Consider the following 13229-nt stretch of genomic DNA (forward strand, 5'->3'; position numbering starts at 1 on the left):
CTGCGCTGAGAAACACCAATCCGTGTGACGCAGCGAACATCTCGCCGGGACCCCCTGTCGGAGACGCCATACCGGCGGGTAACGTCCGGGCAGTCCAGTCGTGCTCGGGATTTCAACAAGTGGCTGCAACCATGCAAAGAAGCCTGAGCACCTGCCCGAGCCTTGGACCGCACCGTCGCATCGCACAACGTCGTGGCGCCGGCGCCTTATTAGGAGCAGCAGTCTTGCGCGAGTTCAGCCTTCCGGCCTTGTACGAGGTCCCTGCGGACGGAAACCTCACCGACATCGTCCGCAGAAACGCCGCGCAGCATCCCGACGTCGCCGTCATCGCCCGCAAGGTGGACGGCGCCTGGCAGGACGTGACGGCCACGACCTTCCTCGCGGAGGTGCACGCGGCGGCCAAGGGTCTCATCGCCTCGGGTGTGCAGCCCGGCGACCGGGTGGGCCTGATGTCGCGGACCCGCTACGAGTGGACGCTGCTCGACTTCGCGATCTGGTGCGCGGGCGCGGTCACCGTGCCGGTGTACGAGACCAGCTCGCCGGAGCAGATCCAGTGGATCCTCGCCGACTCCGGCGCGACCGCCTGCATCGTGGAGCTGGACAATCACGCGGCGGCCGTGGAGTCGGTGCGCGACCGGCTGCCCGCGCTCAAGCACGTCTGGCAGATCGAGGGCGGGGGCGTGGCGGAGCTGGGCCGGGCCGGCCAGGACATCAGCGACGCGGCCGTCGAGGAGCGCAGCTCGCTGGCGAAGGCGGACGACCCGGCGACCATCGTCTACACGTCCGGCACCACCGGCCGTCCCAAGGGCTGTGTGCTGACCCACCGCAGCTTCTTCGCGGAGTGCGGCAACGTGGTGGAGCGGCTGCGCCCGCTGTTCCGCACCGGCGAGTGCTCCGTGCTGCTCTTCCTGCCGCTCGCGCACGTCTTCGGGCGGCTCGTGCAGATCGCGCCGATGATGGCGCCGATCAAGCTGGGCACCGTCCCGGACATCAAGAACCTCACCGACGAGCTGGCCTCCTTCCGGCCGACGCTGATCCTGGGCGTGCCGCGCGTCTTCGAGAAGGTCTACAACTCGGCGCGTGCCAAGGCGCAGGCGGACGGCAAGGGCAAGATCTTCGACAAGGCCGCCGACACCGCGATCGCGTACAGCAAGGCGCTGGACACCCCGTCGGGTCCGTCCCTCGGGCTGAAGATCAAGCACAAGACCTTCGACAAGCTGGTCTACAGCAAGCTGCGCGCGGTCCTCGGCGGCAAGGGCGAGTACGCCATCTCCGGCGGCGCCCCGCTGGGTGAGCGGCTCGGCCACTTCTTCCGCGGCATCGGCTTCACGGTCCTGGAGGGCTACGGCCTCACCGAGTCCTGCGCGGCCACCGCCTTCAACCCCTGGGACCGGCAGAAGATCGGCACGGTCGGTCAGCCGCTGCCCGGCTCGGTGGTCCGGATCGCCGACGACGGCGAGGTGCTGCTGCACGGCGAGCACCTGTTCAAGGGCTACTGGAACAACGAGGCCGCGACCGCCGAGGCGCTGGCCGACGGCTGGTTCCACACCGGTGACATCGGCACCCTCGACGAGGACGGCTATCTCAGGATCACCGGCCGCAAGAAGGAGATCATCGTCACCGCGGGCGGCAAGAACGTCGCCCCGGCCGTGATCGAGGACCGTATCCGTGCGCACGCGCTGGTCGCGGAGTGCATGGTCGTCGGCGACGGGCGGCCCTTCGTGGGCGCGCTGGTCACCATCGACGAGGAGTTCCTGGGCCGTTGGGCGGCCGAGCACGGCAAGCCGGCGGATGCCACCGCGGCGTCGCTGGCCGGGGACGCGGACCTGAACGCTGCCATCCAGGCCGCGATCGACGACGGCAACGCCGCGGTGTCGAAGGCGGAATCGGTGCGGAAGTTCCGCATTCTGTCCTCCCAGTTCACGGAGGAGTCGGGCCACCTGACGCCGTCCCTGAAGCTCAAGCGCAACGTGGTGGCGAAGGACTACGCGGACGAGATCGAGGCGATCTACCAGAAGTAGTCACTGCGGTACGGGACTTATGGCGCGGTGTCCTCCACGAGGACCCGCGCCATCGTCCGTTCCGCGAGTGCGGTGATCGTCACGAACGGGTTGACGCCGATCGACCCGGGCACGAGCGAGCCGTCGGTGACGTACAGCTTCGAATACCCCTTCACCCGGCCGTAGTTGTCGGTCGCCTTGCCCAGCACGCAGCCGCCCAGCGGGTGGTAGGTGAAGTCGTCGGCGAAGGTCCGGCTGGGCGTGCCGAACAGATCGGTGCGGTAGATGGTCACGTTCGCCGAGTTGATCCGGTCGAAGAGCTTCTTCGCCATGCCCGAGGACACCGCGCTCTGGGCCGCGGTCCAGCCCAGCTTCACGCCGTCCGTGGCGCTGTCGTAGGTGAACGCGGCCCGCTGCGGGTTCTTGGTGATCGCCAGGTAGAGACTGACCCAGTGTTCGAGGCCCGTGGGCAGAGGGGCGATCTCGGCGAAGACGGGGTTGGCGGTGTTGGCCCAGTCGTCGATGCCCATGACCGGCATGGTCGACTGGTTGGCCCCGACCGTGTCCCACAGGTGGTTGGCCCGGCCGAGCATGGTGTTGCCGTTGGGCCCCCATCCGGCGCCGACGCTCGCGTTCAGGGCGGGCAGGGTGCCGGTGTCCCGGGCGCGGACGAGGAGTTCGGTGGTGCCGAGGCTGCCGCCGCCGAGGAACAGGTAGGTGCAGCTGTACTGCTTGGTCTCGACGACCGTGCCGGCGTCGTTGATCCGGTCGGCGGTCAGGACGTACGACCCGTCGCTCGCCCGGCTGATGGCCCTGACCCGCTCCATGGTGGTGATGGTGACGTTCCCGGTGCCGAGCGCGGCGGCGAGATACGTCTTGTCGAGGCTCTTCTTGCCGTGGTTGTTGCCGTAGATGACCTCCTGGGCGAGCGCCGACTTCGTCGCCGTGCCGGCGGCCTCCTTCTGCATGTAGGCGAAGTCGTAGGTGCTGGGCACGAAGGTGGTCCTCAGGCCGGTGTTCTGGGCGTGCTTGCGGGAGATCCGGGTGAAGCGGTACCACTCCGTCGACTCGAACCAGGCCGGGTCGACGGTGTTGACGCCGAGCATGGCGTTGGCGCGCGGGAAGTACGTCGCGTACATCTCGTCGGCGTCGACGGTCGGGAACTGTTCGGCGAAGTACGACTTGAGCGGGGTCACCGCCATGCAGCCGTTGACCAGCGAACCGCCGCCGACGCCCCGCCCCACGAACACCGACATGTCGGCGAAGTGCACCCGGTCCAGGACGCCGGGGTAGGGGCTGATGTCCTTGTTGACGACGTCCAGCCACAGGAACGTGGCCAGCGGTGCCTCGGTGCGGGTGCGGAACCACATGGAGCGCTGGTCCGGACTGGCGGTGGAGCAGAAGACCTTGCCGTCGGAGCCGGCGGTGTTCCAGAGCCGGCCCATCTCGATCATGAGGGTGCGGATGCCCGCCTGGCCGAGGCGGAGGGCGGCCACGGCGGCGCCGTAGCCCGAACCGACCACGATGGCCGGGGCGTTGTCGACGGCGGCCGGTTCCACGGCCGACGCGGACTCGAGACCGATGCGGGTGAGACCGGACGCGGCGGCGGTCTGGAGGGCCACCATGCCCAGGATGTGACGTCTCGTCAGCTGACGCTGCATCAGTTTTGCTGTCATGCGCGCAGCATGGGCGGATTATTCGGTTCCGCCTAGACGGCTAGAGCAACGTCTTCAACTTTTCTGCCAGCAGGTCCCAGCGCCACTTCTCCTCGACCCAGGCCCGGCCCCGCTCCCCCATCCGCTGCCGCAGCTCCGCGTCGCCCAGGAGGGCCAGGATCCGCTCGGCGGAGTCCTCGACCGACCCGCCGCGTACGACCCACCCGGTCTCCCCGTCGAGCACGGCGTCCGGCGCCCCGCCGGAGTCCCCGGCGACGACCGGCAGCCCGGTCGCGGAGGCCTCCAGGTACACGATCCCGAGCCCCTCGACGTCCAGCCCGCCCCGCCGCGTCCGGCACGGCATCGCGAACACGTCCCCGGCGCCGTAGTGCGCGGGCAGCTCGGACCAGGGCACGGACCCGGTGAAACGGACGGAGTCGGCGACCCCGGTCTCGCGCGCAAGCCTGCGCAGCTCCTTCTCGTACGGCCCGCCCCCGACGATCAGCAGCACCGCGTCCGGCTGGTCGGCGAGAATCCGCGGCATCGCCAGGATCAGCGTGTCCTGCCCCTTGCGCGGCACCAGCCGCGAGACGCACACCACCACCGGCCGGTCGGTCAGCCCGAGCCGCGCCCGCACGACGTCACCGCCCGACCCCGGATGGAAGGTCTTCTCGTCCACCCCCGGCGGCAGCTGCACCATCCGCGAGCCGGCCTGCGGCGTCAGCGCGCCGGCGATCCGCGACCGCGTGTACTCGCCGAGGTAGGTGATCGTGTCCGTGCCCTCGCCGATCCGGCGCAGCAGCTGACGCGCGGCGGGCAGCTGCGCCCACCCCGCCTCGTGCCCGTGGGTCGTGGCCACCAGCCGCTCGGCCCCGGCCTTCCGCAGGGCGGGCGCCATCAGCCCGAGCGGCGCCGCCGCCCCGAACCACACCGACGTGCAGCCGTGTTCCCGCAGCAGTCCGACCGCCGTACGCGTGGCCGCGGGCGTCGGCAGGAGCATCGTCGTACGGTCGCGTACGACGGTGAAGGGCTGCTCGGCGTCGAAGGCGGCCGTGGCCTCTACGCCCTCCCGGCCCCGCTTCCAGGTCGACGCGTAGACCACGAGCCGCTCGGGATCGAGGCGCAGCGCCATGTTGTGCAGGAACGCCTGGATACCGCCTGGCCTGGGCGGGAAGTCGTTCGTGACGATCAGGGTCTTGGACATCGTCGTGCGCATCGCCGCCGACCCTATCCAACGGCGGGCCCACCGCCGCTCCACGACCCCCGCACAGCCGGTCCCGGCCGCGTTTATGGCACCCTCACAGCAGGTCGGGACATCATGGCCATCTCAAAGACGGCACAGACGGCAACGCGCGAACAGGGGCTCCGGTGGACATTGCGGGTGCGAGGCGGTCTCCGGCGGGACTGCTGGTGACCTGGGGCCTGACGAGGCTGTTGCTGCTCCTGTTCGTCCTGAAGGTGTACGTCTTCCCCGGCCCGGACGTCACCAGCGACGTGTCGGTGATCTACCAGGGCTGGTACGACGTGCTGCGCACCGGCACCTTCCCGCAGGACGACGTCACCTGGCAGTACCCGCCGGCCGCAGCGCTGGCGATCCTCTCCCCCGCGCTGCTGCCTTTCCTTCCGTACGCGACCGCGTTCTTCGTCCTCGCCTTCCTCGCCGACCTGGTGGTCCTCTCCCTGCTGCTGTACGGGGGCCTGCGCCCCGGCCGGAGCCTGCGCGGCGCCTGGGTATGGGTGGTGGGCGTCCCGCTGCTCGGCCCGACCGTGTACGCCCGCTACGACGTGATGGTCACCGCCGTCGCCGTGGCCGCGCTGCTCGCGGGCGCCCGGCATCCGCGGGTGATGGGCGCCCTGGTGGGCTTCGGGGCGATGCTCAAGGTGTGGCCGGTGCTGCTGCTGGTGGCCGCCCGCAGGCGCGGTGTCTGGATGTCGGCGGCGGTGACGGCGGCCGGTCTCGCGGCCCTGTTCGCGGTGACCATGCCCGGCTCCTTCGCGTTCCTGACCTTCCAGGCCGACCGGGGCACCGAGGTGGAGTCGCTGGGCTCGCTGGTCTTCCATGTGGCCCGGCAGTTCGGCTGGGACGGCCAGGTGCTGCTGAACTACGGCTCGGTGGAGTTCCTCGGCCCGTGGGTGAACGTCGTCAGCACCGCCGCGCTCGCCCTGACCGGCATCGCCTTCGGCTGGCTGCTGCTGTGGCGGCTGGTGGCGACCCGCTTCGAGGCGCACACCACGGCGGACGCGGCGTTCGTGGCGGTGCTGCTGTTCACGACCACGAGCCGGGTGATCAGCCCGCAGTACATGGTGTGGCTGATCGGCCTGGCGGCGGTCTGCCTGTGCTTCCGGGCGAGCCGGATGACGGTGCCCGCGCTGCTGGTCCTGGTGGCGTCCTTCGTGACGGTCCTGGAGTTCCCGGTCTACTTCGCCGACGTCGTCGCCAGCGACCGCCTCGGCGTCACCCTCCTCTTCCTCCGCAACGGCCTGCTCGTCGCCGCGACCGTGCTGGCGGCCGTCGAGCTGTGGCGGGGCACGGTCAGCGCGGCCGCCGAGGACCCCGAGCGGGCTCAGGTCGCGCAGGCCACGGAGGAGCCGTCGGAGACCTCGGTCACCTCCTGACGCCGGGACCGCCCGAGGATCACGCCCACCACCGCGCACTGCACGGCCATCGCCGACGCCATCGCGAGGCACACCCCGGGCAGCCCGAGCCCGGACAGCCCGTACGCCAACGGCAGTTGGACCGCCGTACCGAGCAGCGTCACCCTCAGCAGCACCGGCGCGCCCCCGCTCCCCTCGAAGACCCCGCCCAGCGCGATGAAGCAGGCCATCAGCAGCAGATAGGGCCCGACGCAGCGCAGGAACAGCACCCCCTCGCCGGCGACGCCGCCCTCGGCGCCGAAGGCGGCCATGATCCAGGGCGCGGTCACGGCGAACAGCACAGCGGCGGCCGCCCCGAAGGCGCCGGACACCACGACCGCCTCCCGCCCGATCGCCCGCCGCGCGTCCCTGCCGGCGCCCAGCAGATGCGCGGTGTGGAGGGAGGCGGCCTGCCGGACCGCGTAGAAGCCCATGGTGGCCACGTACAGGACCTTGTACGCGATGGCGTACGCGGCCACCGCCGTCACCCCGACCCGCGCCACGATCCCGACCAGCACCAGCGCCCCGCCCTGCCGCACGGTGAAGTCGGCGGCCATGGGCAGCCCCGTGCGCAGCACGCGCCGGAAGGCCACCCCGGGCCCCGCGGCCGCCCTCAGCAGCGCGTTCCGTCGCAGGGCGAGGAGTCCCGCCCCCAGCGCCACGCACCGGCACAGCACCGTGGAGGCGGCGGCGCCCTGGACGCCGTAGAGGTGGATGAGGAGCGGGTCGCAGACGAGGATCAGTCCGTTGGCGAGCAGGGCGAGCCGCATCGGTGTCCTGGTGTCCCCCGTGCCCTTCAGGATCCCGTCGACCAGCTGCTGGGCGAAGAACACGGCGATTCCCGGCATCGATATCGCGAAGTACCCGACGGCGAGGGGCAGCGCCGCGCCCCCGCCGAGGACCAGCCGCGCCAGCGGCTCCCGCAGCAGATACCCGCCCGCCACGACCACCGGCGTGACCACCCCGAACACCGCCCAGCCCCCGCGCACGGCGGCCCGTACCGCCCCGGGATCCCGCGCGCCCCTGGCATGCGCGACCAGCACGGTCGTGCCCGAGCCGAAGACCAGGGCGACTCCCAGCAGCACGTTCTCCGCGTTGGTCGCCACGGCGACGGCCGCGACCGCCGCTCCGCCGAGCCGGGAGACCCAGACGGTGTTGATGATCCCGGCGGCCACGGAGGCGAGCAGCGAGAAGTAGACGGGACGGGCGAGCGCGACGAGCCGACGCCGATGACTGTCCATGACCACGGCCCCGAAGACCACAGCAACCCCCTCGAAACGAGCTACCTCGTTTCGAGGTAGCTCGATAAGAGGTACCATGGCGTCACGACGACCACAAGGAGGAATCGGCGTGCTGGAGCTGTCGATCCTGGGCTTCCTGGCCGAAGAGCCCTTGCACGGCTATGAGTTGAAGGAGCGCATCAAGGCGCTCAGCGGTCATGTCCGCCCGGTCAGCGACGGCGCGCTCTATCCGGCCATCACCCGGCTGATCAAGGCGGGCAAGCTCGACGAGCACACCGAGCCGGGCGCGAGCGCGGCCCCGCGGCGCACGCTCTCCCTCACCGGCACGGGCCGTGCGGACCTCCTGGAGCGCCTGCGCCATCCCAAGCCGGTGGAGATCTCCGACCAGGTCCGCTTCAACACGGTCCTGACGTTCCTGCGGCACCTCCCGGACCGCCGCGAACAGGCCGCGGTGCTCCGCCGCCGCCTGGAGTTCCTCGACACGCCCACGAGCTTCTTCTACGACGAGGGCAGACCCGTGCGCGCGGAGGAGGCGGCGGACCTGTTCCGGGAGGGCATGCTGCGGGTCGCGCGGGCGACCGGGGAGGCGGAACGCACCTGGCTGGAGGAGGCCATCGAGCGGCTCAGCCGAGCTGAGTCCGCAGATAGTCCCGCCACTGGGCCGTGAAGTCGTCCAGGCTCGTGCCGAGCACGGCCCTCAGCGCGTCCTCGACGGCCCCGGCGCGCCGCTTGTGGGCGCCCACCGCCTGGTAGAACGCCCGAAGCCGGTCGGTGCCCCACCGGTCCGCGATCATCCGGCAGGCCAGCCAGCCGCTCTCGTAGGCCTCCGCCAGCTTCGTCGCGTCGCCGCTGAACCCGAAGTCCGCGTCCTCGGGCAGGGACTTCGGCGTCCGCCCCTCGGTCACGGACCGCCACAGCTCCGGCGCGGCCTGGACCGGCGACCGGCCGGAGCCGAGGTAACCGATCCAGTCCGCGTACCCCTCGGACAGCCACAGGGGGGTGGCCGCGGTGGTGTGGTCGCGGGTGGCGACATGAGTGGTCTCGTGGGTGAGCACGACCTGCTTGCCGACGCTGCCGAGGACGCCGTACGCGTCGGGGTTGACGATGATCCGGTCCGCGGGCGCGCGCGCCGGGGAGCCCGTCTCGCCGGTGGTGACGGCGGCGATCCCGCGATACGACGAGGCGGGCGACCCCAGCAGCCCGGCCATGCCCTCCAGCGACGTCGGTACGAGCACGACGACGTGCCGCGCCCAGTCGGTGCCCCACTGCGCCGACACCGCCGGAACGGCACGGTCCGCGAGATCGGCGTAGGTGTGCAGCGCCGCGCTCGACCGCCCGACGCCTAGGACGAGGCTGTGCTTCCCGCGGACGACGTCCACCTCGCCCTGGTCCCACAGCTGCTGGGCGGACTTCTTCGCGGGCTGTTCCCGGTCGACGTACCACTCGCCCCCCGCGTCCAGGCTCAGGGTGAGCGTGCGGCCGACGGTGACGGGGGCGTTGTCGTAACCCTGTATGCGGTACTTGAGCTCGACGTCCGCGGTGGCCTCGGTGCCGTCCTGGTGGAGCCCCGTCAGCCGGTACGCCCACGCCGCGAACGGCACGCCCCGCGCGTTCTCGAACCAGTCCAGCGAACCCGTCTGCATGAACGCGGCCCGGTCCCGGTCGAGCACGGCCACCGACCGCCGGTCGAGCAGCTCCTGGACATCGGCCTTGGCGGTCCCGGTCCCCGGCTTTCCCCCACAGGCCACCAGGGAGACCAGCAGCAGACACAGCGCGAGTGCCCCGTGTCTCGACGCCCGCCTTCGACCAGCCATTTCACGATCGTACGGCGGGAGCGGCGCCAGGGTCAGAGGGCCGGGTCAGACCCGGGTGACCGTCGCGCCCGGCATCATGCCCACCGGGTCGTAGCGGACGGGGGCGCCGGGGTAGGGGGCGTGGATCACCTGGCCGTTGCCGACGTACATGCCGACATGGCTCGCGTCACCGCGGTAGGTGACCAGGTCACCGGGCTGCGCCTGGGAGAGCGGGACCTGACGGCCCGCGTAGCGCTGGCCCTGCGAGGTGCGCGGCAGGGAGACGCCGGCATGCCGGTACGACCACACCATCAGGCCCGAGCAGTCGAAGCCGGAAGGGCCGGTCGCGCCCCAGACGTACGGCTTGCCGAGCGCGGCGCGGGCCGCGGCGACCGCGGCGGCGGCCCGGGCGTTGGGCGGCAGCGCGCCGCCGAGGTCGGGCATCTCGTCGCGGCCGGAGCGGGAGGCCCGGTCGTACGCGGCGCGCTCCTCGGACGGCAGGGAGTTGAGCAGCCGGCGGGCCTCGGCGAGCTTCTTCTCCACCGTCCGCTTGTGATGCGCGACGGCCTTGCGGCTCTTCTCCAGCTCGGCCAGCTGACCGGCCGCCTCCGCGCGCTCCTGGGCGAGTTCCCGCATCGCCGTCTGGAGGTCCTTGAGCTCACCGGCCTGATGGGCGGTGATCCGGTCGAGGGCGGCGGCCTTGTCGAGGTAGTCGTCCGGGTCGTCGGAGAACAGCAGGGCGAGGGACGGGTCGAGGCCGCCGGAGCGGTACTGGGCGCCGGCCAGCGAACCGAGCGTCTCCCGCATGGCGTTGATGCGGTCCTGCTGCCGGGCGATCCGGTCCTGCGCGGTACCGACCTGCTTCTTCAGCGAGTCGGCGCGTTCGTCGGCCTTGTTGTAGGCCTCGGTGGCTTTCTCGGCCTCCTCGTAGAGGCGGTCCACCTCGGCACGGGTGTCGTCGTGCGGGGCGGCCGTGGCCGGTACGGCCCCGAGGGCCGCGGCGGTGGCGGTCAGGACGCAGAGCGCGGCACTGGCGCCCCGGTCGAACCCGGACGATGTCGATGCAAGGCGGCGATGGGACCTCACGAGAAGCCGCACCCCTTCCGCTGGCGGACAGGAAACGCGGCCGACAGTAGCCCCGCGACAAGGGCGCTTCCAAAGACCTCCACGGCCACACAACGTGACACCCCGCCACCGACGCAGGTCAGTGGCGGGGCGTGGGGTCAGTTCACGTCGCCGGGATTCGCCCGAACGGGCGGTGGGGTGTCGTGATCTTGAAGGTGATCCTCGGGGGGATCAGATCCGGACGCCGAACTGGAACGGCATGTTGCCGATCGACTCGTAGCGCACGACCGTGCCGGTGCGCGGGGCGTGGATCACCTGGCCGTTGCCGGCGTAGAGGCCGACGTGGTGCAGGTCGCCGTAGAAGATGACGAGGTCGCCGACCTTGAGCTGGCTCTGCGAGTAGATGCGCGTGCCGGCGTTGGCCTGGGCCTGCGACGTGCGCGGGATGGAGACGCCGGCCTGGGCGTAGGCCCAGGAGGTCAGGCCCGAGCAGTCGTAGGAGGCGGTGCCCGTGGCGCCGTAGACGTACGGCTTGCCGAGCTGCGTCTGGGCGGCCTGGAAGGCGGCGGCGGCGAAGTTGGAGGCGGGCGGGGTGTCGCCGAGGTTCACGCGCTCGCTGGCGGAGCGGCTGGCGCGCGCGTCCTCGGCGGCGAGGGCGGCCTTCTCGGCGGCCGTCAGCGTGTTGAGGAGCTTCTGCGCCTCGGCGAGCTTGCCCTGGACTTCCTTCTTCTTCTTGGCCAGTTCGGTCCGGGTGGAGGAGAGGTCCTTGAGCTTCTCGGAGGCCTCGGCACGCTCCTGCGCGAGCTCGCGCTGCTTCTCCTGGATCTTCTTCAGCGCCTCGACCTGCTGGGCGCTCAACTGGTCGGCCGTGGAGGCCTTGTCCAGGTAGTCGTCCGGGTTGGACGACAGGAAGAGCTGGAGGGAGGCGTCTATGGAGCCCGTGCGGTACTGGGCGGCGGCCGCGAGACCCATGGAGTCACGGAGCCCGTTGAGCTCCTCCTGGCCGCGGGCCACGGTGTCCTGGATGGCGGAGATCTCCTTCTGGAGCTTCTCCTGCTTCTCCTTGGCGCCGTTGAGCTTCTCGGTGGCCTGCTCGGCCTCCTCGTAGAGCTTGTCGACCTTGGACTTGACCTCGTCCTTGCTGGGCTTCTCGCTCGGTGCCGCGTTGGCGGCGTTGGCGCTCAGCGCGACGGCGGCGGCAGCAGCGGTGGTCAGCACGGTCACGCGTGTGCGGCTCGGCTGCTTGGGTCGACGGTGGGACGCCACGGAGGTGAGCTCCTTCTTGTGAGTGATCACCCGTTCGGAGGTTCGAGCCCAGACCCTAGTGACCTTCTTGTGATCAGTTCAAATCCTCACGCGAAAAAATCGGTCACGGACTGCATTCTTTACACACAACTCACGTGCGGTAATGCTCGATTGACACTACGTTGCGTGACGATCCGACCAATTCGGGCAATGAGCCCACAAGTTCGATGTTTAGGACAGGCGCTTGAGAAGCATCGCCGAAGCGACCGGCCTGGCCCCCGCCTTGGCCACCCCGTCGGCGACCTCGCGGTCGGTGGAGGCGACGATGACGGGCCGGCCCGGCGGCTCGGCGCGCACCAGCTGGCGGATCAGTTCGTCGGCCGTGACACCCGGCTTGGAGAACAGCACCCGCACCCCGCGCGGCGGCGCGAGCAGCACCGGCGCGGCCAGCTCGGCACCGTCGAAGACACAGGTGACCTCCGCCCCGGTCTGCGCCGCGAGCTGCGAGAGCTGACCGAGCAGCCGCAGCCGCTGCTTCTCCAGCGGCATCTGGGGATAGCCGGTCTTGGTGACGTTGTAGCCGTCGACCACCAAGTGGGCCTGCGGCAGGGCCAACAGCTGATCCAGAATGGCCGGATCATGCTCGGACAGGGCCCGCGCGGCGATGTCCTTCGGTGTCATGCGTCCCGGTTCGACCGCGTCGACGGTCTCCGCGGGCCGTACCGACACGGGCGGCAACGCCAGCTCCCGGCGCAGCCCTTGGGCCGCGTCGAGCACGGTGTCCAGCAGCAGCCGCACGCGCATGTCCTCGACACTGCGCCCCTCACGCGCCGCCCTGCGCGTCGCCTCCAGGGCCGCCTCGGCCTCGCTCAGCCGGGCCTTGAGCCGCCGCGTCTCGACCTCGGCGGCGGACACCTGCGTCTGCCCCTCGGCGCGCACGGCGTCCATCTCGCCCTGCAGCTTGCGCAGCGCCGCCTCGCCGCGCTTGACGTCACTGAGGGCGGCGCGCAGCTTGCGGTGAAGCGATTCGGCTTCCTTCTTCGCCGACTCCAGCTCGGTGCGCAGCCGCTCGGTCTCGGTCCGGGTCTGCTCCCGGGCCGCCACCAGCTCCTCGCGCAGCCGCTCCAGCTCGATGCGGCTCTCCTCGTCGGCCCGCTCGGCGTCGGCCCGCTGGGCCTCCTCGCCGGCCGCGGTCACGAGCTTCACCCAACCCGTGGGGCGCAGAACATAGGCCGCGGCCGCCACGTCGAGCGGATCCGCGGCCGGGGGCGGCGAGCCGGTGTCGAGAGCGCCGGAGAGCTCCGGCTGGGCCTCTCTGAACTTCTCGCCGATCCGCTGCCGGAACAGCGGATCGGTCTCCAGCGCCGCCGCCATCGCGTTGCCGGCGAACTTGGCCCGCCGGTTCGGCGCGAAGCGCGCGTACTGTCTGAGCTGCGCGGGCAGTTCACCGACGGTCAGTCCGCCGAAGCCGTCCGACACGATCTGTACGACACGGCGGCGCACCCCGTCGGGCAGCGGACGGTCGAGCACCTCAGCGGCGCCGTCGCCCGGCCCCCCGCCTTGTGACTCCACCATCCGTCAACACCCCAACCTGTG

At 71.1% G+C, this 13229-nt stretch carries 10 protein-coding genes; 3 read left to right on the forward strand and 7 right to left on the reverse strand.

The genetic code is table 11. The features are described 5' to 3' along the window. Positions 1-224: 224 nt before the first annotated feature. Complete coding sequence (locus EJC51_RS14300; RefSeq protein ID WP_126271429.1) at positions 225-2021, forward strand: AMP-dependent synthetase/ligase; 1797 nt, start codon at positions 225-227, stop codon at positions 2019-2021. Positions 2022-2038: 17 nt separating this feature from the next. On the opposite strand, the gene EJC51_RS14305 is transcribed toward EJC51_RS14300, so the two are convergent. Both EJC51_RS14305 and EJC51_RS14310 read right to left on the reverse strand, forming a co-directional pair. Further along, a complete protein-coding gene (locus EJC51_RS14305) occupies positions 2039-3676 on the reverse strand; it encodes a GMC family oxidoreductase (RefSeq protein ID WP_483025181.1) in 1638 nt (545 codons plus the stop codon). 40 nt (positions 3677-3716) lie between these two features. Continuing rightward, on the reverse strand, positions 3717-4859 hold the full coding sequence (locus tag EJC51_RS14310) for a glycosyltransferase family 4 protein (RefSeq protein ID WP_126276947.1): 1143 nt from the start codon (positions 4857-4859) through the stop codon (positions 3717-3719). A 164-nt stretch (positions 4860-5023) separates the two neighbouring features. Between EJC51_RS14310 and EJC51_RS14315 the strand changes: the two genes are divergently transcribed. After that, positions 5024-6271, forward strand: coding sequence for a glycosyltransferase family 87 protein (locus EJC51_RS14315; protein ID WP_126271430.1), 1248 nt, complete (start codon positions 5024-5026; stop codon positions 6269-6271). Here EJC51_RS14315 and EJC51_RS14320 read toward each other — a convergent pair. After that, entirely contained in the window at positions 6220-7530 is a 1311-nt protein-coding gene (locus EJC51_RS14320) for an MATE family efflux transporter (RefSeq protein WP_126276948.1), read from the reverse strand. The two genes, EJC51_RS14315 and EJC51_RS14320, sit on opposite strands and share 52 nt — an antisense overlap. Positions 7531-7639: 109 nt before the next feature. On the opposite strand from EJC51_RS14320, the gene EJC51_RS14325 reads away from it, so the two are divergent. Beyond that, positions 7640-8197: a PadR family transcriptional regulator gene (locus tag EJC51_RS14325; protein ID WP_126271431.1), complete on the forward strand. Its 558-nt coding sequence runs from the start codon at positions 7640-7642 to the stop codon at positions 8195-8197. On the opposite strand, the gene EJC51_RS14330 is transcribed toward EJC51_RS14325, so the two are convergent. From EJC51_RS14330 to EJC51_RS14345, 4 genes are all read right to left on the reverse strand, one after another. Next, a complete protein-coding gene (locus tag EJC51_RS14330; RefSeq protein WP_126271432.1) occupies positions 8154-9344 on the reverse strand; it encodes a hypothetical protein in 1191 nt (396 codons plus the stop codon). The genes EJC51_RS14325 and EJC51_RS14330 overlap by 44 nt on opposite strands. A gap of 45 nt (positions 9345-9389) precedes the next feature. After that, a complete protein-coding gene (locus tag EJC51_RS14335) occupies positions 9390-10409 on the reverse strand; it encodes a C40 family peptidase (RefSeq protein WP_126271433.1) in 1020 nt (339 codons plus the stop codon). A gap of 210 nt (positions 10410-10619) precedes the next feature. After that, positions 10620-11654 carry a C40 family peptidase gene (locus EJC51_RS14340; RefSeq protein WP_126271434.1) on the reverse strand — a complete coding sequence of 345 codons (1035 nt, stop codon included), beginning with the start codon at positions 11652-11654 and terminating at the stop codon, positions 10620-10622. A 210-nt stretch (positions 11655-11864) separates the two neighbouring features. Next, positions 11865-13208 (reverse strand): NYN domain-containing protein, encoded by a 1344-nt coding sequence (locus EJC51_RS14345; protein WP_126271435.1) that lies wholly within the window; start codon positions 13206-13208, stop codon positions 11865-11867. Between the last annotated feature and the right edge of the window lie 21 nt (positions 13209-13229).

It is taken from the genome of Streptomyces aquilus, assembly GCF_003955715.1.
Taxonomy (GTDB): Bacteria; Actinomycetota; Actinomycetes; order Streptomycetales; family Streptomycetaceae; genus Streptomyces; species Streptomyces aquilus.

What these genes read in the sequence shown, in the direction of transcription:
- EJC51_RS14305 (WP_483025181.1), bottom strand. Translation starts at nt 3,676, where the DNA reads ATGACAGCAAAACTGATGCAGCGTCAGCTGACGAGACGTCACATCCTG.
- EJC51_RS14310 (WP_126276947.1), bottom strand. Translation starts at nt 4,859, where the DNA reads ATGTCCAAGACCCTGATCGTCACGAACGACTTCCCGCCCAGGCCAGGC.
- EJC51_RS14320 (WP_126276948.1), bottom strand. Translation starts at nt 7,530, where the DNA reads ATGGACAGTCATCGGCGTCGGCTCGTCGCGCTCGCCCGTCCCGTCTAC.
- EJC51_RS14330 (WP_126271432.1), bottom strand. Translation starts at nt 9,344, where the DNA reads ATGGCTGGTCGAAGGCGGGCGTCGAGACACGGGGCACTCGCGCTGTGT.
- EJC51_RS14345 (WP_126271435.1), bottom strand. Translation starts at nt 13,208, where the DNA reads ATGGTGGAGTCACAAGGCGGGGGGCCGGGCGACGGCGCCGCTGAGGTG.